The following is a 17,350-nucleotide window of genomic DNA, read 5'->3' on the forward strand; positions in this document are numbered from 1 at the left end:
GGTCAGCGCGGCTCGGCGAGTTCGTTGAGCCGACGCTGGGCTGCGGCCTCGTGAAGGGTGATCGCGACGTACGCGTAGGTGTCGGCGGCGTTGTCGTGCATGTCCTGGTGGACGTGGCCGAGGGCGATCATGCGGCCGTCGTCGCCTCTGCCGGTCGGGGCGAAGAACGACAGGTACACGTCGAAGGTCCCCATCGAGAGGTACGTGTTCGTGTCGTCCTGGACGTAGAGAATGTCGTCGGCGTGCTCGTTCGCGTGGCGGGTGAAGCCGTGTGGCGTGAGCAGGGCGGTGAGTTCGGCGTCGGTCTGCGCGCGCCTGGCGATCTGCCTGCGGATCTCGTCGATGCTCTGGTTCTTGCTCATGCCACGTCCTGCTGGGCGTCGAGCGTCGTGAAGTAGGCGACGGCGAGGCGGGCGATGAGCACGATGCCGTCGACGTCGCGGTGCTGGGCGGGAGCTCCGACCGGTTCGTATCCGACGCGGATGGTGTGGCAGACGGTGCGCGGGCCGACCTTGGCGTCCGGACGGTCGAAGTAGCTGAGCCTGACGCCGGTGAGGCCGATGGAGAAGTAGGTCTTGGTGGCGGGGTGGTCGATGTAGCGCACTTCGTTGTCGTCTTCGCGGGGGACGTCGACGAACCCGATGGGGGCGAGCTCGGCGGCGATCCGGTCGGCGATCTTGTCGAGGTGGGCGAGTCTGGTGGGCACGCTGTTGGGGTGCATGGGGTTTCTCCCGGTTCGGGATGGCTGGCGGACTGGGGCGCGCGGGTGGTCAGCGCGGCGGGAGCCCGGCGAGCTTGCGGCCTTCTTGGCAGTGGACGTACTGGATGGCGTCGAGGACGGCGTCGGGGACGTGGCCGACGCGGCGCCATCCGGCGGGGTTCGTGGAGGCCATGAAGCGGCCGAAGAGCCTGCTGGCTTCGTTGGCGGCGGCCTCGTCGGCGAATATGACGCTGATGGCGCTGCCGGGGTGTACCTCGACGCGGATGCCGACGGTGTCGTTGAAGGCGATGGCGTCAGACCAGGCGGGCATCTCGTACTTGAACCGCTTGGTGGTGAGCGCGGGAATGATGGTGTCTCGGGTTTCCTTGAACGGTCTGTCGTTCCGGAATTCGAGCATTGTTTTGGCGGCCATGGGGTCCTCCGTGCTTTTGCGTTGCTGACTTAAAGGACTCTACACGGTGTCGCACTTGGCGTCAACTCAATGGTTGACGGTCGTTTACTGGTCACACCGGACGGCGGGGCAGTTGCCACGCCATCCGGCGCGCTTGATCAGGACCAGTGCCACCAGGACCGGACGGTCGCGGGAGATGCCAGGTAGCACTCTTCGACGACGCCGTCGAAGTCCACCTCGGGGTTGTCGAGTCGGGTCAGGATCGCGTTGACGACCAGGTCAAGCAGGTCGTCATCGCTGTCGGCGAGCCGGAGTTCGCGGTCGACGAGGTCTCGCCCGTCGTTGACCGCCTGCTTGACCTGCTCGCGAGTGAAGCGCGGGGTATCCACGCTGGACGTCACCATTCGCCGCCGCCGTTGGCGTGGCGCTGGGCGTCCTCGATGCCGCGCTGGGTGGTTTCGTACTCGATCGCGGCGTCCACCCAGCGGCCGAACATCTGCGCGTCGGCCATCGCGCCGCGCATGTCGGCCGAGGCGGAGTCCTGCGGCTTGGAGTCCTCGTTCTTCTTCATGTCATCCTCCGTGCTTGCGTTGCTGACATAAAGGACTCTAGTCAACTACCCGCTTGGTGTCAACACGTTGGTTGACGCTGCCGATCCCGGCCGCGACGCGCTTCCTCCGCTCCCGTTCCCGCTCCCCCGCCGTCACACCGCCCCACGTGCCGTACCGCTCGTCTCCGGCGACCGAGGACGCGAAGCACTCGACGCGAACCGCGCAGCCGAGGCAGACCCGGCGGGCCGCGCGGTGCGCGCGGGAAACGTCGCCCTGCTCGGGGAAGAACACGTCCGGGCCGGTTTCGGCGCACGCGGCGTCAAGGCGCCAGTCCTCGTCGACCAGGCGGGCGAGCGAGGGGGTGAGCGCGGCGAGCTCGGCGCGCAGGATCTCGTCGCGGCTCGGCGCGGCGGGCGGGCTGGTCACGGTGTCCCCCTTGGACGGTCGGGCATGGGCGCGTTCCGTCCGGATGGGATCAGGTGGCCCCGCCAGCGGTGCGCCGTCTCGCCCGGCCTGCTCCCCCGCTGGCGGGTCTTCCGCGGCTGCGGGGTGAAGGCCGGCGGCCGCGGCTTGGTGGCGCCCTCGGCGAAACAGGACCGGCCCCGCTGGCGGGCGGGGCCGGTCGAGTGGGTCAGGGGCGCGTGTCGATGTTGACGATGTGCAGGTTGGCGGCGTCGCCGTAGTTGCCGTGCATGAACAGGCGGGACCAGCCCTTGGTGTCGACGGGGTCCGTGCCGATCAGGGCGTCGAGGTTGAGCGGCGTCTCGTCGTCCTCCTCGGGGTGGCCGAGGAACGCGGCGAGCTGCCACAACTTGACAGAGTCGCCGACGGCATCGCCGTAGCTGTCGCAGGTGATCTCCACGCCGATCACCTCGTCGTAGGCGCAGCGGCGGGTTTCGCCTTCGCTGATCACGGTGATGTGGGTGACGCGCTCTTCTTCGGCCCAGGTGTAGCGCTTCGCCGTGTATTTGGGGGTGTTCGGGTGCTGGGTGGCGACGAATTCGTACAGGTCGGCGAGGTCCCAGGCGGGCACGTAGAGCGTGTTGCCCTTGGGGCCGAAGTCGCCGGTGACCTTCCAGAGGTTGGAGTACTGGTTGGGGTCGACGTCGCGTTTGCTGATCTCGGCGTACATGACGGGGTCCTTCCGGGGCCTGGTGGCCCGCTGGCGGGTCTTCGGGGGATGTCCGGGGTGAACGTGTGGCCCCGCGCTCAGCGGGGCCACACGGCGATTCAGCGCTTGATGCGGACGATGCGGACGGTGGCGCGCGGGTCGAGGTCGAGCGCCTGGAACAGGGAGCCCCACGGCTGGCCGTTGTCGAGGCTGAGGCCGGTGAGTTCAGCGAGGTTGGCGAACGGCATCCCGTTGCTGGTGCGGCCGGTGAGGGCGGCGAGCCTCCACGCGGGAACGGACTCGATGCGCTCGGTGTCGTTGACGGTGTAGGTGACGGTGAATTCGTCGCGCCACTTGACGACGTCGGCTTCGGCGCCGAGTTCGGTGCCGCTGATGACGAGGACTTCGCCGATGGACTGCTCTTCGCGGGCGGTGAGTTGCCGGGCGATGGCGACGGTGGCCTTGGGGTGGTTGAAGAGAATCGCGTCGTAGACGTTGTGCGAGTAGTCGTGCGAGACGTACGTCTCGAAGCTCCCGTCTCCGAGGTCGCCGGTGACGTGCCACATCGGCGCCATCTGGGTTTCGTCGGTGCGGTAGACGATGGTGAGCGTGAGTTTGCACGCGGGCCGGGTGATGGTGTTGGTGCGCAATTCGGTAGCCACGGGTGTGGTCCTTCCGGTTCTGGTTGGCCGCTGGCGCGTCTTCGCTGCCGGGCGGGGTGATCGGTGTCGGCCTGCCGGCTGGCGGCGGCTGGGGCCGGGCAGGGGCGCCGGGGGATGGCGGCGCCCCTGCCCGGGGTCATCCGGCGAGCGGGCTCGCCTGGTCGGGCTGCTCGGCCGACAAGGTGTCGACGAGCTGCGCGGTCAGGTGGTCGACGAGCGCGGTCGGCCACGCGTGGCGCCACGCCTGCGGGCCCTTGAGGGTGCGGCCTTCGCGGTAGCCGTAGCTGCGGAGTCCGGTTTCGATGGCGGCGCGGATCTGGTCGGGGTTCACGGCTGGCCCTTCCGGGTCGCGTCGAGTTCGAGCAGGTCGTCGGCGTAGTCGATGAGGGACGTCGGGCAGGCGGGGAACCGCTTGAGCAGGAGCGCGGGCGCGGCGTCGAAGTGGCGGTGCACCAGCTCGGTGAGCAGGTGGGCGTGCTCGTCCTGTTCGGCGCGGGTGAGCGCGGCGAGCGGGTGGCCTTCGGTGGGCCGTCCGGCCTTGGCGTTCAGTTCGGCGAGTCGGGCAACGTCGGGCGATTTCGTGGCGGTCAGCACTGGTCACCGCACACGAACAGGCCGGGGGTGCCGCGCCACTCGAAGCCGCCGAGGTTGGCGACCAGGATCCCGGCGTTGCCGGGCGCGTCGTACACGGTGACGAGGCCGGTGACGGTGTTCATGACGCCGTCGCGGATCTCGTTGAAGGTGTAGACGGCCAGGTCGGGGACGGCCTGCAGTGCGGGGAGCGCGACGTTGGCGAGGGTGATGGGGTCGGTGGCGGCGAGGGTGACGGTGAAGAGGATCGCGATGACTGCGGCTGCGGCCGCGATGGGGGGCGCGTACTTGCGCATGTGGTGTTCCTCCATGCTTTGCGTTGCTGACACTAAGGACTCTACCGGCACAACGGCGGGGTGTCAACCAGTTTGTTGACGCCCCGCCGTCAGGCGATCAGCACCAGCAGGCGCCGGAGGCGGCGGGGATCTGGAAGCAGTAGCCGCAGCGCGTGGCGACGGCGCGCGCGTGGTCGCGCTTCTCCTTCGCCTCCGCGTTCCGCGCCCGGGTGGCGGCGGCCTTCTGGGCAGCGACGGCGCGGCGCTCGAAGTGGGCGCCCATCTCGGCGACGATGGCGCCCATGACGTTGTTGCCGCTCATGGCTTTCACGGCGTCGCCGGTGTCCATGCTCAGGATCCGGACGGCGGTGGGCGACGGGCGGAACGCGGCGGGGATCTGGGTGGTGTTCACGGCGACTCCTTCGGGCGTGCGTTGCTGACATGAAGGACACTACCGGTACACCCTTGCCTTGTCAACCATCCAGTTGACGCCAGTGGGGCGCGGGGCAATGTCGGCACGTCCCTCTAAGAAGGCCCATTCGCCCCAGACGCCACGGACGGCGGCCGCCGAGAATCCACTCTCGACGGCCAGCCGGACACGGCTCACGGCATCATGCGGCGCGATCGACCACCAGCGGGTGATCCGGCCTCTCGGCGGTCCACACGGCGGCCACGATGCACTCGGCGGTCGCGCGGGCATCCTCAAGCGGCGTGTCCATCACGCGGGCGAGTTGGCGCACCTGGTAAATGCCGCAGTGCGGGTTGGACACGGTCACCACTCCGACGCCGAGGACGGGGTGGATGCCGTAGGCGATGAAGTAGTCGAAGACCCTCACGCACCCGGCCGCCGGTGTCCATTCGGGCTGCTCCCACGGGATGAAGTCGGCGAATTCCATCGGGAGTTCGGTGATGTCGGTCAGGGTGTTGACCATTGAGGTTCCCTTCATAGTGCGTTGCTGACATGTAGGACTCTAATCGCATTGCCGGTGAGTGTCAACCCGTTGGTTGACGGTTGGTCGTTGGCCTGCGGCACGGTGCCCGCCGCGCGGATGGCTCGACGGGCACCGTGGTGTCAGCTGGCGCGGGGTCAGAAGGTCAGCAGCTCCCGCAGCTCGGGGAAGCCTCCGCGCTCCGGAGCTCCGGCCGCCCGGAGGGCACCCTGGAGCACCTGGCCCGCCTTCCGGACGGTGGCGCGCGGGATGGGCGTGTTCGCCTCGGCGGCCTCGTCGGAGGTCGCGGTGATCAGGAGCGCGGCCACGATCAGGGTGGCCACGTCCGCGACGCTGTCCCCGTGCACCCGGAACGAACAGGTGCCGGTCTTCGGCTCGTGGATGACGACGAGCGGGACGTCCCCGCTGGGCGGAGCCGGGTTGCAGGCGACCAGGGTGCTCCCGACGCGGGCGACCAGGTAGCTCACGTCTCCGATGCCGGAGGTAGCCCACCGCGCCCGCTGGCCGTCCTTGACGAGCAGCTCGTCGACGTCGGGCAGCGTGGCCGGGGCCTGCGCCTGCCTGGCGCGGCGCTCGATCTCGTTGACGACCAGCTCCGGGTCGTCGGACACCTCGCAGCAGAGCGGGGTGTAGGCGTCGCTGTCTCCGTCCCAGTCGTGGGCGAGGCCGACGTAGAGCGTGCGGTCGCCGACGCTGGAGAGCGTGAAGATCTCGCCGATGGTCTCGCCGTCGTTGCTGTAGATGGCGTGGCCGACGTTGGCGTTGGTGAAGTTGGCGTGCATGACGGTCCTTTCGGGGCCTGGTGGCCCGCTGCGAGGTCTTGGGATGTGGAGGCGGGGGAAGCCCGCGGCCGCCGGCCTGGTCCGGCTCGGCGGCCGCAGGGCGGGTCAGAGGTCGTCGCCTTCGCCCCAGAACTCGTCGTGCCAGGAGCTGGTGTGATCGGTGGCGGGGCAGAACTCGCAGGGCGATTCCGACTCTTCCGGTTCCGGCTGGGCGTGCTTGGCCATGTCGTTTCTCGCTTTCGGCGGGCTGGGGCGGGTCAGAGGGTGATTTCGTCGGGGAGCGCTTCGTCCTCGGCTTCCCAGACGGGGTATGCGTCGAGGTAGAGGTCTTCGCCGAGCGCGTGACGGGCGATGATCAGGCCCTTGGTGTAGTCGTGCTCCTTGACCAGGACGTGCATCCAGGCGACGGCCGTGCCCACGGGGTCCTCCGCGAGGTGCAGGGCGGCGAGGATGGCCGAGGCGATGGGGCGAACCTCGCACTCCCCTTCGGAAACCCGGTGGATCTCCGGCGCGAACCCCATTCGCCCGACCAGGATGTGATGCCCGACGGCTTCGTAGCCGACGACCCAGGTCCCGAAGGTCGTGTAGCGGAAGGTCTTGAGGTCGCGGGTCTCCATGGTCCACGCGGAGCTGCGGAAGATGTGGCGCATCAGGTCCGGGTGGAGTTCGTTGATCTCGGGCAGCTTCATGACTTCCCCTCTCTATTGCGTTGCTGACATGAAGGACCCTATACGCACGCCGTGCGATGTGTCAACACATTGGTTGACGGGGTCTGCTGGGCCGCTGGGTGACCTGGCGGCGCGGCGGGCCCGGAGGCCGGCGGCCGCGGCTCAGGTCGCTCAGCGGCCGATCAGGCGGCAGGAGTGGCGCTCGGCTTGCGTTCGCGCAGGAAGCCGATCGCGTGACCAGGTGCATTGGCGGGCTCATCGGCCCACCGGCCCCAGTACGTGGCGCCTTCTTTTGCCTCGTAGTGGTACATGTGCACGTGGTGGATGGCCGGTTCGCCGGGCTCCCCCAGGTCTGCGTGTCCGGCGACCACCACCGCCGGGATCTTGCCGATGGCGTAGTACGGGCGGCCGACCGTCTGGTCCGGGCCGTCGTGAGTGAACGGCTCACGGTGGTGGATCGTGACGATCCGGAGGGGGTAGACGCCGGGCTCGACGCGACGCGACTGCCAGTAGGCCGCGTACTGGTATGAGCGGTCGTCAACGATCGCGGGGCGTTCGATCACGAGGTCGAACGTGGGGAGATCGGTGCGAGGGATCATGTTCATGGTCACTTGTCCCTGGTTTCGAGGTCGATGCCGAGCGGCATGGACACGAGTTGAGTGCAGGCGTCGCAGTAGAAGGCGACGTGCTGGAACTCGGGGCTCTCGCCGACGATGAGGACGCGGCCTTCGGCTACGCGGACGTCGTTCTCCCGTGTGCAGTCGTCGATCTCCTTGATCGCGTTGAGCGTGCTACAGCTGGGGTACGGGCACGTGAGGTTGCCGAGGTCGTAGTCCACCTGGACGACGGGCGGCATGAACGGGATGACGGTGAACGCGGACTGCCGGGCGTATTCGTCGAAGACCTGCTTCTGCAACTCGGGCCGGAAGGCGGCCTTGGCGGCGGCTTCGGCGGCCGCGTGGCCGAGGTTCTGCGTCCAGCTGCGATACAGGGACACGGTGAGGGTGAGTGCGCGTTCGGTGAGCACGGTGCTGGTGTCCTTTCGGGACGCGGGTGGGGCTGGCCCGGCTCCGGGCGGGGAGCCGGGCCGGGTGGTCAGGCGGCGACGGCTTCGCCGTAGTCGCGGTCGACGTTCTTGGCGAGCTCGATGTCACGGGCGCGGCCGAGCATGTGCGCCATGTACTCGCGCCACGTGATCCGGCCGTTGGCGTAGAACCACGCCTTGAGTTCCGGGGACGCGTGCTTGCGGATGCGGGAGGCGGGGCCGCAGAACAGTTCGCGCGGGTTGACCTTGCCCTCGGACTCCTTGACCAGCATGTGGCCCCGGCATGCCTTCTCGGCCTCCGCGTAGCGCCGGTCGGCGTCTTCGGTGAACATGCGGTCAACGGTCTGTTCGAGGCTTTCGCCGGGCAGGCGGTTCTCGCGGACCAGGGCGGCGCGCTCCTGCTGGGCGAGCTGTTCGGGGTCCAGGCCGTACGCCTCGGCGTAGGCGTCGCGGTATTCCCAGCCCGCCGAGACGAGTTCGGCGATGCGCTGCTCGATCTGTTCGCGGCGCTCGATCTCGGCGATGAGCGCGGCCACGACGTCTTCCGTCTTCGCCTTGGCCAGCCGGTCGGTGAGCTGGTCGTCGGTGAGCTTGGTGTAGTCGCGCGCCTTGGTCATTTCCGGTCCCTCGAAACTCGGTTTGCGTTGCTGACATGAAGGACACTAATGGAACTCCACGTCTGGTGTCAACACATTGGTTGACGGTTGGTGAATCCGGTTCTGTTCCGCGGCTCGCCGGCCTTCGGGCGTCCGGGGTGGAGTGACCGGCCGGGCGGGGTCAGCTCCCGCTCCGGCCGGTCAGGGCCGGTCAGAACAGGGCGAGGGCTTCGGCCGGTGCGGTCGCGGTGAACCCGAAGCCGGTTTCCGGGGTGCCCTCGGTGAGCGCGAAGCCGAACAGGCCGCCATCGGTGGCGGGCACCAGCTCCGGCGCGGTCCCCAGCTCGGCGGCAGGCACGATGACGTCCTCGACCACGGGGGCGACGTCCGGCTCGACCTCGGCGGCGGCTTCCTCCTCGGGGAACATCGGCACGGTGGCGACGCTGTAGCCGCGCTTCTCGGCTTCCCGCAGGGCGACGGTGTACGACGCGACGTAGAGGGGTTCGTCGCGGTCCCCGTCCAGGGCGACGGCCTCGTCGGCGGTGAACCAGCCGTGGAACGCGCCGTAGGCGGTGGTGATCGCGGCAGGCCAGGCCCGGAAGAGGATGCCGACGACCTGTTCGGACTCGACGACCAGGACTGCGCCGTCCTCGATCGCGTCGTTGCACTGCGAGGCGTTGTATGCCTCCACGGTGGTCGCGAACTCCCACACCTTCGCGGCGTCCTCGGCGGCCTCGGCCTCGGTCGCGTTCTCGGCCGCGACGGTGGCGACCAGCTCGGCGATGGCCTCCTTGGCGCCGACACGGCTGATGAAGGTGTTCCACGGTTCGCCGTCGAGCTCGACCGTCCAATCGCGACCTTCGCGGGCGAGGTAGAACTCCCCTGCCTCGGTCTGCGCGGTGAAGGCGCCCGTGTGGTCGCGGACGAACTCGACGGTGACGGTGGTGTTCATCGTGGCTCCCTGCTCCGTTTTGCGTTGCTGACATGAAGGACACTAGTGGGAGCATCCGGCTGGTGTCAACACATTGGTTGACACCGATTTTTCGGGGTTCTGTTCGGCCGAGGCCGGGTCTTCCGCGGCTCGGGTGCGCAGGGCCGGGGCGCGGGCCGAAGGCCGGCGAGCGGGCCATCAGGGCGCCGCCCTCGCCACGTCGGGGCGAGGGCGGCGGGTTCTCATCTGATCTTCGGCCTGAGGTCGGTGATCTCGGCCTTGATCCCGGCGTCGAGCCTGGCCTTGACGTCCGCGAGTTCGTGCAGACGGCGGATGGGTGAGCGCACCTCAACGTGTTCGTACGCGGCGTTGAGCAGCTGGTACCACCGGTAGACCAGCTCGTAGATGCCGTCCAGGGCGTCACTGTCGAGGTGGCTGCACGCCGCGCGGATGGTGATCCACCGACTGGCGCGATGGTGGCCCAGCCCCTCGAACAGGTTGAGGGCGATGACCTCGCGCTCGGCATCCAGACTGGCCTGGTCGGCGGGCACGGTGATCTGGGGTACCGGGAGACAACCGTCTTCGGGGTGGATGCGGGTGATCAGGTCGTTCAGGGCGGCGGCTGCGTCGGTGAGCGCGGTGCGGGCTTCGGCGGCACGTTTGGTCTTCATGGCTGGTCCGTTCTCGTGATGGCGTCGGTGGTGGTCTCCTGCTCGGTCACCGCAACCCAGCGGCCCACCGCGCTTCCCGTTCCTTCTGCTTCGCCTTGTCCGCAGCGACACGCACCTTGTGGTCGGCCTCGACCTGAGCCCAGTGCCTGGCCTCCTCCGGCGTCGCGTCGCGAACCTGCCTGACGCGTTCGAGCTGCACTGTGTTGGTCCACCCGTGCTGGGAGCGAACCGTCACGGACTTCTTGTTCACCCGGACGATCGGGCCCACGCCTCCCCAGTAGGCGAGCATTCGGCCGGGCTTCATCTCGTCGGGGTCGACGATCGTGAACTTCCCGGAGGCCTTCGCCGCCTCCAGGCGCTTCCGGTCGTAGTCGAGTTCGCCTTCGAGGTACGGGATCTTCGCAAGAAGGGCTTCGCGGTGCGTGCCTGTGGCGGGCGGGTGATTCTCGACGTAGTAGACCGTCTTGCCGTCCGCGCCTAGGTGTCGCCTGGTGTGGCCATCGAGTCTGCGCCGGACGTCCCGCAGGTCGGCCTCCAGCTTCTCGATCTTCCGCGTGATCTTCGCGGGGTGCTCATGCTCGCGGTCGAGGTTCGCCTGCGTGACGGCGGCCGCGCGGGCAGACCGCTCGGCCTTGTCCAGCTCCGCACTCTCGTTCCGCATCGCGGTGTGCATCCGCTCCTGGTCCTTGCGGGCGCGCCGCTCGGAGTGGTGGCCGACCAGGATGGGCTGGCCGAACGCGAACCGCTCGGAGATCTGGTCGTGGCGGGCGCGGTAGCCGTCCGCCTTGGACAGTCGCCGTTCGGTGAGGTCTTCGAGCCGGTCGACGCGCTCCTCCAGGCGCTCGCGCTTGTCGGCCACCACCTGTTCGTGGTCGCGCGGGGTGTCGTTGATGGACACCCACACGGAGAACCCGGCTTCGCGCAGGGCCTTCGCCGAGCCGTTGATCATGTAGCGCTTGGCGGGCCGGTCACGGGACTGCGGGATGTACAGGGTGCCTTCCGGCAGGCCGGAGTTCTTGCGGGCGCCGCGCCACCGGAAACCGGCCTTGACCATGGCGTCCCAGCTGCCGTCGCCCTTGACCGAGCCGAACAGGAGCGTGCCCGACTCGGGGGTGTGCTCGATCTGGATATCGGTCTGCTCCATCGCCTGCTCGGCGGTCAGCTCGAGCTCGGTCTCGGGCTCGCCGGCTGCGGGTTCGGCGGGAGCGGACCTCTCGGCCGCGGGCTCGTCGACGGGCTGCTCAGCGGGAGCGTTCCGGGCGGCGTCGACGTCGAGCGGGGACGGCGGCGGGCTGCACGGGACGGGTTCGAGCGCGATGGGCTGAACGCTGATCCCGAACCGGCCTCGGTCGTCGGCCTGGTCGGTGAGGACCAGGTCGAACAGCGCGGTGGCGTCGCCGGGGTGGACCTTGCCGGGTTCGAGGTTCTGCGTGCTGGCGGGCATCTCGGGTCTCCTGATGCGGGTTCTTGGGCGGGAGTCAGCGGGTGGCGCGCTTGGCGCGGATGAGGTCGGCGTAGCGGCGGGCGCGGTCCTCGCCGAGGTAGAAGCCCCGGACCCAGGCGCCGTTGTCGAGCCGGATGCGGCGGTGGAAGTCGGCGAAGCTGACCAGGCGGCCGGTCTCGAAGAGCTTGCCGTCGCGGTGGGCGTCGGCCCAGAAGCCGCATTCGGTGCAGCAGGTCCCGGATGCGTGGTCCTCGTAGCTGCCCGGGGCGATGCCGAGGAAGAACTCGGTGCCGCCTTCGGTGCACAGGTCCCACTGTTCGTTGAGTTCCCAGGCTTCGGTTTCCTGGGCGAGTTCGAGGATCTTGGTCATGTCTTCCACGGCTTTCCTTCCCAAATTGCGTTGCTGACTTAAAGGACTCTATCGGCACCCTTGATCAGGTGTCAACTCAGGAGTTGACACCTGAAATGCGGCGATGCCGGGCCCGTTTGGACCCGGCATCGCCGTTGAGTCGGTTAGTCGTCGTCGACCTGCGGCCGCGAAAAGGTGACGCGGCCGATCTCGCCCCACCTCTGGTCTTCCACGGACGAGACCGGCAGGTTGTTGATGAAGGTCGCGAGCGATGCGGGGCCGCCGTCTTCGGCTAGGTTCCGCTCGGCGAAGACGAACGGCTCTACGCCCCCGCCGAATCCGTGCCAGATCAGGTCGCCGATCGCGACGCACGCGGTGTGGGTCTCGATGACGTTGCGGTCGTAGGTGATCCAGATCTTGGTGTCGCCGTGGATCTCGACGACGTCGCCTTCGACGGTGCTGATCGCCACGACGTCGTCGCGCCCTTGGGGTTCTTGCATGGTCGTTGCCTCCTAGGCGGTCAGGCGGGTTCGCTGTAGTCGAAGAGGGGAATGGGGGCGCGCTGGCCGGTCACCTGAGACCAGCGCGGGTCGTCGGACCAGAGGAACGCCTCGCCGAAGCTGTAGGGCAGGAATCCGCGATCCGGCGGGATGACCGGGTAGGCAACCAGCTGGCGGTTCACGCGGGCGAGAGTCACGGGCGGCTTCTCCATGGTGGGGATGGAGATGCGATACGGGGGCGCGACGCCGTCGCCGGTGATGACGACGGAGCGGTGCCTGGCGAGACGGAAGCCGTGGCCGCGGGCTTCGATGGCTCGGTAGATCATCGCCGGGAATCCCTGGAATGCCTCGATGGTGGAGCCCTTGGGGACGCCGGGGCGGCCGGGGATGACGAGGCAGGGGCGGCCTTTTGCCTCGTAGTGCTTGGCGTAGGACCTGACGGTGGCCTCGTCGGCCACGGTGACGTCGATTCCGATGAAGCCTGAGTCCTTGGGGCCGGTTGGCACGACGTAGAGATACATCGCATGGTCCTCACTGTTTGCGTTGCTGACAGTAAGGACTCTAATCGACACAAGGAACCCCCGTCAACCGGATTGTTGACGGGGGTTCCTTGTGGACGATCGCGCTATTGGCCGACGACGAGCGGGGCTACGGCCCCACGGATCACGCGGCGAACGACCACCGAGCGACGAACACGCATGGAGAAGCGCGAGGCCCGGAAGCGGCCCCACTCCTCCGCCTCGGCGCGCGTCTCGAAGATCGGCAGCGCGTAGCAGGCGAATACGCCGGTGAGCCACTGGTTCTCATCGATCGTGTCGATGGAGCCATCGCGGAGGATCCGCGACACACTTTCCGTTGCCGCGTAGCCCTGGCGGCGCACCTCTGCGTGCGCCAGGAGTTCGCGCCAGCGGTCGGCGTCATCCGGGAAGATGGCCGGGCGCTGAACCTGGACATCTCGGGAAGTGTTCTTGTGCATGTGAAACCCTTCGCTATGCGTTGCTGACAGCGAGGACGCTACTTGTGGCGGGTGGTAGCGTCAACCCGTGAGTTGACGCGAAGCGGCCCCGCGCCGGGGAAGGTGCGCGGGGCCGGTCTCGGGGTGTCGGCCGGGCTCAGCCGATGCTGTAGCGGGTGCGGGAGATGAGGCGTGCCCCGAAAGGCAGGGCGGCGTGGTCGACGAGATCGGCGGGGCCGTGCATCCACGAGACCCGCCAGCGGCCGCGCACGACGCTGAGGTTCTGCACGAGGCCGACCGGGCTCCAGCCGCGCACCCAGGACTTCCCGTTCTGGTCGACCTCGACGCCGGGCAGCTGGATGAAGTCTCCGGGCTGGACGAGGTCGAGCGGGATCCGCGGCTGGCCGTCTCCTCGAATGACCTTCAGGGCGGGGATGGTCGCCCCGGCGAGCCGGGAGGAAACCGTAAGGAGTAGGTAGCCCTCGGTGTACTCGACGGTGATGCGCCGCGCGCCGTCGACGCGCTTGTCCAGGCGGGGCAGGTCGAGCAGGACGTCTTCGTAGCGGGCGGCGTTCGCTGTCCGGGGCGCGGCGATCGTGGTGACGAGGGTGGCCTCGCTGGTCTGGGACTGGATTTTCCGGACGGGCAGGCCGGCGTGCCGAAGTCGGTGACGAACGAGGCCGCTCTGCCGCATGGTGACAGGTTTAATCGTGACAGACATGGAAAATTCCTCCTGTTTGCGTTGCTGACAGTGAGGACTTTACGGGAGGTAACCACGGGAGTCAACCAAAGAGTTGACGCCCGTGGTTCTCGTTGCGCTCTACGGCTTGGTCGCCCAGATGACGACCGTAGAAGTTGCCGTACCGGAGGTGGCGAACGCGTCGGCCGGGAGTTCGTAGTGGTCGCCGTGCTCCTCGATGAGCGCGCGGATCTCACGGTGCTTTCGGTCTTCGCGATAGGTGTAGCCCTTCGGCACGATCGCCATGAGGGTTCCGCGATACGCGAGCATGTCCCAGGCCTTGCGCACGTGGTCGATCCAGATGGTTCTGTTGCCGGGGACGCTGAACGGCGGGTTCATCAGGATGCCGTCGAACTTCAATTCCGCGTCCTCGGGCGCCGGGTCGTAGACGTCGGGACCGTACTCCTCGAACGTGATGGTCCTGACTTCATGCCGGTAGTGCTTGCCGATGTGCTCGGCCAGTCCGTGTTCGGGCTCGATCGCGGTGAGGAAGTATTCGCGGGGCAGGAACGCCTCGTGTAGCGCGCGGACGAGGTTGCCGTTCCCGGCGGACGGTTCGAGCAGCAACAGCGGCCCGTCCATGCGGACTCTGGCCTTGAGCTCGGCGGCCAGCTCGGCGGCGAGCTCGGGCGGCGTCGGGTAGAAGTTGGTGCGCTGGCGGGTCTCGCGGCCGCCGACGGCGGCCGCGAGCTGGACTGCTTTTTCCGCGGCTGCGGCGGCTTCGTCGTGCCGGCCTTCGGCGATCGCGCGCCGAGCCTTGACGCGTTGCATGAGTTCGGTGGTGCGCATGGGTCCTCACTTCGGTTTGCGTTGCTGACAGCAAGGACTCTAATGGGTCTATTTGCGCTGGTCAAGCGTCCTATCCGAACAGTGAGACCTGTTCCGCTTCCAACGTGACGGCAACCGGCGCCACCGCAGGGCGGGCACGCTTGCGCCTGGGCGCCGCCTCCAGCTGCCCTTCGTCGAAGAGGCTGATCCGCATCGACTCGCCGACTGCTGGCCCGTCGACGTACAGCAGCTCTTGCCAGTGGTGGATCACTCCACCTTCGCGCGGGTACCAGAACAACCCGTTCGGCTTGCTGCGCACCCATACGCATCCGCTGACGCCCGTCACCTGGCGAACGTCCTTATTGGACGGCTCCGGATCGCCGTATTCCCACTGCATGACCAACTCCTCCAAGCGTTGCTGACTTAGAGGACGCTACATGTACCCACAAAGGGGGGCAAGCAGGCATTTCCGGGAGAAAACCGCCGACTATTCGACGGGAGCGAACCCCCTGAATTCAGGCGTCGGTCTTCGCGGCCGTCGTCATCGCGAGCAGCTGCTGGTAGGTCGTCAAGAGCACGGTGGTGAGCGCGGTCCGCGCAGCCCGGTTGAGCGAGCGGTCCTGGCCGATCGCGAGCATGGCGACGGTGATCGGGTCCTGGCCGGGCTCGTCGACGAGCTTGGCGCCGGTGAGGAAGTCGCCGACGTCGAGCTGACCCCAGCGGCAGAGCGCGGCCAGGCCGTCTGCGGCCGGGGCGGCGCCGTGCTTCATGCGGCTGAGCATGGCGGCGGAGACGCCGGTCGCGCGGGCGACGTCGAGCCAGGTCATGCGGCGAACGAGCCGCACCGCGTCGAGCGCGGAGTGGAAGCCGTCCGCGTCGAACCGAGTGCTCATCCTGTACCCCTGCTTGTGCAGGTCGTCGCGTCGGTCGCGGCGACACCTGATCGAAAGCTACGGGCAGGCCCCGCCACTCGAAGAGGTCTCGGGTTCGCCAGGACGCGCGATGCGATGTATCGTCCTTGCTATCAGCAACACAACGGGCTAAGTTTTCGCTGGCCTGAGGCAAAAAAGTGGGCCCGCCACCGAAGTGACGGGCCCTTGCCCTCGGAATTGCCACGAGGTGTCAGCAACGCAGCACGAGAGGCGAGACGGATTATGGCACAGGTAGATCGATCGATCGACGACGCTCTGCCCAAGCTATGGACCATGCAGGGTCTCGCGGCCGCGGCGGACGTCGCTCTGACCACGGTGAAGTACCAGTACCTCGCCGGCCTGCTTCCGGGCCGCAGGGTCGGTGACCGCCTCACCGTGTTCCGCGAGTCGACGCTCAACCGCCTGCGGAATAACCCGCAGCCGAGCAAACCGCGGAAGGACGGCCGGATCCCCGAACTGGTGACCACCGCGTGGGTCGCGGAACGCTGGGAACGTTCGACGACGGCAATCGACCGGCTGTACCGAAGGGGGAAGCTCCCCGGCGTGCAGCTCGGCGGATTCGTCCTGTTCCGGCGGGAGCTGATCGACAGCCTCGCCGTCGAGGAGCTCACCCCAGGGCCGCACCACGAGCAGATCGGCGCAGGCGAGCCGGTCGAAGACGAGAAGCTGGCCGGGCTGTTGACCAGGGAAGAAGCGGCCGGTGTTCTTGGGATCAACGTCCAGGAAGTGAAGACCTGGTTCCACTACGGCCGGATTCCCGGTGCGACGCCGACGTCGACGGCCTCGGCGCAGCGGAAGCTGCTGGTGTTCCGCGAGTCGACGCTGCTCCAGCGCGGCACGGAGGATCTGCACGCCCCGGCCGACGATGGCCGTCTTCCTACCCTGGTTACCGGGACGCAGGCCGCCGAGATCCTGGGAGTCAACCCCAGGTCGGTCGCGGCTATGCACGAGCGCGGCGAACTGCCGGGCCGCCCGGTCATCGACGGCGGGGGCGACACGCGACGCTCCGTTTACCGCCGGGAGGTCGTGGAGAGGCTGGCCGGGAGCTAACCACTGGTGAACGACGAAGGGCCCCGCCTCCCGATACGGGGGCGGGGCCCTTCGTCGTTCACTCCCCTGGCAGGTCTTCCTCGAGCTGGTGGTCTCCTCCGGGACAGCAGACGCATCCGATTTGGACGGTGAGCCACAGCCGGCGGGTGTGCTGCGGCCCGGGATGGATGACCGCGCCGAGCTTGGTCATGTACCGCGGGCTGTCGTCGGGGACCAGCTGCAGCCCGGTCCACTGGGCGCCGGTGCTCTTGCGGGTGGGGCGGGCGAGCGCGTCGTAGGCGGGTTTCGCCGAGGCGGCGAGGTTGTCGGTGTCGGCGCTGGTGTTGTCACCGGGCGCCCAGTGCAGCTGCACGGTGAGGTGGTCGGCTTTCGGGATCCGGGCGGCCCGTGCCCGCCAGGTCACGGCTTCGGCGATCACGCGTTTGTGCTCGGCGTGCTTGGCCCAGTGAAGTTTCCAGTTCAGGTTGTACGGGCACAGCCGGGGTGGCCTGGTTCGGTTGACGGCCTTGCCGCCGCGTCGCCTGGGCTGCGGCGGCAGGACGAGCGGCACGTCGAGCTCGAAGACGCGGCCGAGGATCGGTTCCGTCACGCGGCCACCTGCCAGCGGCTCGGCGCGCGGAGCGTGGCCACGGAGGCTTCGCGGCGCAGTTCGGCGCGGACGCGTTCGA

Annotated in this window: 31 protein-coding genes; 1 reads left to right on the forward strand and 30 read right to left on the reverse strand. The window is 68.2% G+C overall.

Annotation, left to right across the window (positions count from 1 at the left end; genetic code table 11):
* Nucleotides 1-2: 2 nt before the first annotated feature.
* From DMC64_RS41955 to DMC64_RS42090, 29 genes are all read right to left on the reverse strand, one after another.
* Nucleotides 3-362 (reverse strand): hypothetical protein, encoded by a 360-nt coding sequence (locus DMC64_RS41955; protein WP_040133686.1) that lies wholly within the window; start codon nt 360-362, stop codon nt 3-5.
* Nucleotides 359-721 (reverse strand): hypothetical protein, encoded by a 363-nt coding sequence (locus DMC64_RS41960; RefSeq protein WP_040133687.1) that lies wholly within the window; start codon nt 719-721, stop codon nt 359-361. The genes DMC64_RS41955 and DMC64_RS41960 overlap by 4 nt, the downstream gene beginning before the upstream one ends.
* Nucleotides 722-770: 49 nt before the next feature.
* Entirely contained in the window at nt 771-1,133 is a 363-nt protein-coding gene (locus tag DMC64_RS41965) for a hypothetical protein (protein ID WP_125738135.1), read from the reverse strand.
* 137 nt (nt 1,134-1,270) lie between these two features.
* The gene (locus tag DMC64_RS41970) at nt 1,271-1,501 is read right to left on the reverse strand and encodes a hypothetical protein (protein ID WP_125738137.1); all 231 of its coding nucleotides are present in this window, start codon (nt 1,499-1,501) and stop codon (nt 1,271-1,273) included.
* 8 nt (nt 1,502-1,509) lie between these two features.
* A complete protein-coding gene (locus tag DMC64_RS42865; protein WP_158634327.1) occupies nt 1,510-1,683 on the reverse strand; it encodes a hypothetical protein in 174 nt (57 codons plus the stop codon).
* Nucleotides 1,684-1,720: 37 nt separating this feature from the next.
* Nucleotides 1,721-2,089 (reverse strand): WhiB family transcriptional regulator, encoded by a 369-nt coding sequence (locus DMC64_RS41975; protein WP_125738139.1) that lies wholly within the window; start codon nt 2,087-2,089, stop codon nt 1,721-1,723.
* 205 nt (nt 2,090-2,294) lie between these two features.
* The gene (locus DMC64_RS41980) at nt 2,295-2,795 is read right to left on the reverse strand and encodes a hypothetical protein (protein WP_125738141.1); all 501 of its coding nucleotides are present in this window, start codon (nt 2,793-2,795) and stop codon (nt 2,295-2,297) included.
* 98 nt (nt 2,796-2,893) lie between these two features.
* Nucleotides 2,894-3,436, reverse strand: coding sequence for a hypothetical protein (locus tag DMC64_RS41985; RefSeq protein WP_125738143.1), 543 nt, complete (start codon nt 3,434-3,436; stop codon nt 2,894-2,896).
* Between the two features lie 136 nt (nt 3,437-3,572).
* The gene (locus DMC64_RS41990; RefSeq protein ID WP_125738145.1) at nt 3,573-3,767 is read right to left on the reverse strand and encodes a hypothetical protein; all 195 of its coding nucleotides are present in this window, start codon (nt 3,765-3,767) and stop codon (nt 3,573-3,575) included.
* Nucleotides 3,764-4,030 carry a hypothetical protein gene (locus DMC64_RS41995; RefSeq protein WP_125738147.1) on the reverse strand — a complete coding sequence of 89 codons (267 nt, stop codon included), beginning with the start codon at nt 4,028-4,030 and terminating at the stop codon, nt 3,764-3,766. Before DMC64_RS41995 ends, DMC64_RS41990 begins: the two co-directional genes overlap by 4 nt.
* Complete coding sequence (locus tag DMC64_RS42000) at nt 4,024-4,323, reverse strand: hypothetical protein (protein WP_125738149.1); 300 nt, start codon at nt 4,321-4,323, stop codon at nt 4,024-4,026. The genes DMC64_RS41995 and DMC64_RS42000 overlap by 7 nt, the downstream gene beginning before the upstream one ends.
* A gap of 97 nt (nt 4,324-4,420) precedes the next feature.
* Nucleotides 4,421-4,714: a hypothetical protein gene (locus tag DMC64_RS42005; protein ID WP_125738150.1), complete on the reverse strand. Its 294-nt coding sequence runs from the start codon at nt 4,712-4,714 to the stop codon at nt 4,421-4,423.
* Nucleotides 4,715-4,913: 199 nt separating this feature from the next.
* On the reverse strand, nt 4,914-5,234 hold the full coding sequence (locus tag DMC64_RS42010) for a hypothetical protein (protein ID WP_125738151.1): 321 nt from the start codon (nt 5,232-5,234) through the stop codon (nt 4,914-4,916).
* A gap of 155 nt (nt 5,235-5,389) precedes the next feature.
* Nucleotides 5,390-6,034 (reverse strand): hypothetical protein, encoded by a 645-nt coding sequence (locus DMC64_RS42015; RefSeq protein WP_125738152.1) that lies wholly within the window; start codon nt 6,032-6,034, stop codon nt 5,390-5,392.
* Between the two features lie 257 nt (nt 6,035-6,291).
* Nucleotides 6,292-6,723 (reverse strand): hypothetical protein, encoded by a 432-nt coding sequence (locus DMC64_RS42020; protein WP_125738153.1) that lies wholly within the window; start codon nt 6,721-6,723, stop codon nt 6,292-6,294.
* 161 nt (nt 6,724-6,884) lie between these two features.
* Nucleotides 6,885-7,307 (reverse strand): hypothetical protein, encoded by a 423-nt coding sequence (locus DMC64_RS42025; protein WP_125738154.1) that lies wholly within the window; start codon nt 7,305-7,307, stop codon nt 6,885-6,887.
* Nucleotides 7,308-7,309: 2 nt separating this feature from the next.
* Nucleotides 7,310-7,729: a hypothetical protein gene (locus DMC64_RS42030; protein ID WP_125738155.1), complete on the reverse strand. Its 420-nt coding sequence runs from the start codon at nt 7,727-7,729 to the stop codon at nt 7,310-7,312.
* 68 nt (nt 7,730-7,797) lie between these two features.
* Nucleotides 7,798-8,364, reverse strand: a complete 567-nt coding sequence (locus DMC64_RS42035) for a hypothetical protein (protein WP_125738156.1) — start codon at nt 8,362-8,364, stop codon at nt 7,798-7,800.
* A gap of 190 nt (nt 8,365-8,554) precedes the next feature.
* The gene (locus DMC64_RS42870; RefSeq protein ID WP_158634328.1) at nt 8,555-9,295 is read right to left on the reverse strand and encodes a hypothetical protein; all 741 of its coding nucleotides are present in this window, start codon (nt 9,293-9,295) and stop codon (nt 8,555-8,557) included.
* Nucleotides 9,296-9,516: 221 nt separating this feature from the next.
* A complete protein-coding gene (locus DMC64_RS42045) occupies nt 9,517-9,945 on the reverse strand; it encodes a hypothetical protein (protein WP_125738157.1) in 429 nt (142 codons plus the stop codon).
* A 46-nt stretch (nt 9,946-9,991) separates the two neighbouring features.
* A complete protein-coding gene (locus tag DMC64_RS42050; protein ID WP_125738158.1) occupies nt 9,992-11,389 on the reverse strand; it encodes a DUF3560 domain-containing protein in 1,398 nt (465 codons plus the stop codon).
* A 34-nt stretch (nt 11,390-11,423) separates the two neighbouring features.
* On the reverse strand, nt 11,424-11,759 hold the full coding sequence (locus DMC64_RS42055) for a hypothetical protein (RefSeq protein ID WP_125738159.1): 336 nt from the start codon (nt 11,757-11,759) through the stop codon (nt 11,424-11,426).
* A 143-nt stretch (nt 11,760-11,902) separates the two neighbouring features.
* Entirely contained in the window at nt 11,903-12,238 is a 336-nt protein-coding gene (locus DMC64_RS42060) for a hypothetical protein (protein ID WP_125738160.1), read from the reverse strand.
* A gap of 20 nt (nt 12,239-12,258) precedes the next feature.
* Complete coding sequence (locus tag DMC64_RS42065; protein ID WP_125738161.1) at nt 12,259-12,759, reverse strand: hypothetical protein; 501 nt, start codon at nt 12,757-12,759, stop codon at nt 12,259-12,261.
* 104 nt (nt 12,760-12,863) lie between these two features.
* Nucleotides 12,864-13,214 (reverse strand): hypothetical protein, encoded by a 351-nt coding sequence (locus tag DMC64_RS42070; RefSeq protein WP_125738162.1) that lies wholly within the window; start codon nt 13,212-13,214, stop codon nt 12,864-12,866.
* Nucleotides 13,215-13,350: 136 nt separating this feature from the next.
* Nucleotides 13,351-13,914 carry a hypothetical protein gene (locus tag DMC64_RS42075; RefSeq protein ID WP_125738163.1) on the reverse strand — a complete coding sequence of 188 codons (564 nt, stop codon included), beginning with the start codon at nt 13,912-13,914 and terminating at the stop codon, nt 13,351-13,353.
* Nucleotides 13,915-14,013: 99 nt separating this feature from the next.
* Entirely contained in the window at nt 14,014-14,721 is a 708-nt protein-coding gene (locus DMC64_RS42080; RefSeq protein WP_125738164.1) for a hypothetical protein, read from the reverse strand.
* Between the two features lie 70 nt (nt 14,722-14,791).
* Complete coding sequence (locus DMC64_RS42085; protein WP_199755267.1) at nt 14,792-15,097, reverse strand: hypothetical protein; 306 nt, start codon at nt 15,095-15,097, stop codon at nt 14,792-14,794.
* A gap of 118 nt (nt 15,098-15,215) precedes the next feature.
* On the reverse strand, nt 15,216-15,593 hold the full coding sequence (locus DMC64_RS42090; RefSeq protein ID WP_125738165.1) for a helix-turn-helix domain-containing protein: 378 nt from the start codon (nt 15,591-15,593) through the stop codon (nt 15,216-15,218).
* A gap of 312 nt (nt 15,594-15,905) precedes the next feature.
* Here DMC64_RS42090 and DMC64_RS42095 point away from each other — a divergent pair, with 312 nt between their 5' ends.
* Nucleotides 15,906-16,682, forward strand: coding sequence for a hypothetical protein (locus tag DMC64_RS42095; RefSeq protein ID WP_125738166.1), 777 nt, complete (start codon nt 15,906-15,908; stop codon nt 16,680-16,682).
* Nucleotides 16,683-16,740: 58 nt separating this feature from the next.
* On the opposite strand, the gene DMC64_RS42100 is transcribed toward DMC64_RS42095, so the two are convergent.
* Entirely contained in the window at nt 16,741-17,271 is a 531-nt protein-coding gene (locus DMC64_RS42100) for a hypothetical protein (RefSeq protein ID WP_125738167.1), read from the reverse strand.
* Between the last annotated feature and the right edge of the window lie 79 nt (nt 17,272-17,350).

The sequence above is a fragment of the Amycolatopsis sp. WAC 04197 genome (genome assembly GCF_003947475.1).
In the GTDB taxonomy this organism is placed as follows: Bacteria; Actinomycetota; Actinomycetes; order Mycobacteriales; family Pseudonocardiaceae; genus Amycolatopsis; species Amycolatopsis japonica.

Coding starts and splice junctions, on each gene's coding strand:
- DMC64_RS41955 (WP_040133686.1), bottom strand. CDS start 362: ATGAGCAAGAACCAGAGCATCGACGAGATCCGCAGGCAGATCGCCAGG.
- DMC64_RS41960 (WP_040133687.1), bottom strand. CDS start 721: ATGCACCCCAACAGCGTGCCCACCAGACTCGCCCACCTCGACAAGATC.
- DMC64_RS41965 (WP_125738135.1), bottom strand. CDS start 1,133: ATGGCCGCCAAAACAATGCTCGAATTCCGGAACGACAGACCGTTCAAG.
- DMC64_RS42865 (WP_158634327.1), bottom strand. CDS start 1,683: ATGAAGAAGAACGAGGACTCCAAGCCGCAGGACTCCGCCTCGGCCGAC.
- DMC64_RS41980 (WP_125738141.1), bottom strand. CDS start 2,795: ATGTACGCCGAGATCAGCAAACGCGACGTCGACCCCAACCAGTACTCC.
- DMC64_RS42000 (WP_125738149.1), bottom strand. CDS start 4,323: ATGCGCAAGTACGCGCCCCCCATCGCGGCCGCAGCCGCAGTCATCGCG.
- DMC64_RS42010 (WP_125738151.1), bottom strand. CDS start 5,234: ATGGTCAACACCCTGACCGACATCACCGAACTCCCGATGGAATTCGCC.
- DMC64_RS42015 (WP_125738152.1), bottom strand. CDS start 6,034: ATGCACGCCAACTTCACCAACGCCAACGTCGGCCACGCCATCTACAGC.
- DMC64_RS42020 (WP_125738153.1), bottom strand. CDS start 6,723: ATGAAGCTGCCCGAGATCAACGAACTCCACCCGGACCTGATGCGCCAC.
- DMC64_RS42025 (WP_125738154.1), bottom strand. CDS start 7,307: ATGAACATGATCCCTCGCACCGATCTCCCCACGTTCGACCTCGTGATC.
- DMC64_RS42035 (WP_125738156.1), bottom strand. CDS start 8,364: ATGACCAAGGCGCGCGACTACACCAAGCTCACCGACGACCAGCTCACC.
- DMC64_RS42870 (WP_158634328.1), bottom strand. CDS start 9,295: ATGAACACCACCGTCACCGTCGAGTTCGTCCGCGACCACACGGGCGCC.
- DMC64_RS42045 (WP_125738157.1), bottom strand. CDS start 9,945: ATGAAGACCAAACGTGCCGCCGAAGCCCGCACCGCGCTCACCGACGCA.
- DMC64_RS42050 (WP_125738158.1), bottom strand. CDS start 11,389: ATGCCCGCCAGCACGCAGAACCTCGAACCCGGCAAGGTCCACCCCGGC.
- DMC64_RS42055 (WP_125738159.1), bottom strand. CDS start 11,759: ATGACCAAGATCCTCGAACTCGCCCAGGAAACCGAAGCCTGGGAACTC.
- DMC64_RS42060 (WP_125738160.1), bottom strand. CDS start 12,238: ATGCAAGAACCCCAAGGGCGCGACGACGTCGTGGCGATCAGCACCGTC.
- DMC64_RS42065 (WP_125738161.1), bottom strand. CDS start 12,759: ATGTATCTCTACGTCGTGCCAACCGGCCCCAAGGACTCAGGCTTCATC.
- DMC64_RS42070 (WP_125738162.1), bottom strand. CDS start 13,214: ATGCACAAGAACACTTCCCGAGATGTCCAGGTTCAGCGCCCGGCCATC.
- DMC64_RS42075 (WP_125738163.1), bottom strand. CDS start 13,914: ATGTCTGTCACGATTAAACCTGTCACCATGCGGCAGAGCGGCCTCGTT.
- DMC64_RS42080 (WP_125738164.1), bottom strand. CDS start 14,721: ATGCGCACCACCGAACTCATGCAACGCGTCAAGGCTCGGCGCGCGATC.
- DMC64_RS42085 (WP_199755267.1), bottom strand. CDS start 15,097: ATGCAGTGGGAATACGGCGATCCGGAGCCGTCCAATAAGGACGTTCGC.
- DMC64_RS42090 (WP_125738165.1), bottom strand. CDS start 15,593: ATGAGCACTCGGTTCGACGCGGACGGCTTCCACTCCGCGCTCGACGCG.
- DMC64_RS42095 (WP_125738166.1), top strand. CDS start 15,906: ATGCAGGGTCTCGCGGCCGCGGCGGACGTCGCTCTGACCACGGTGAAG.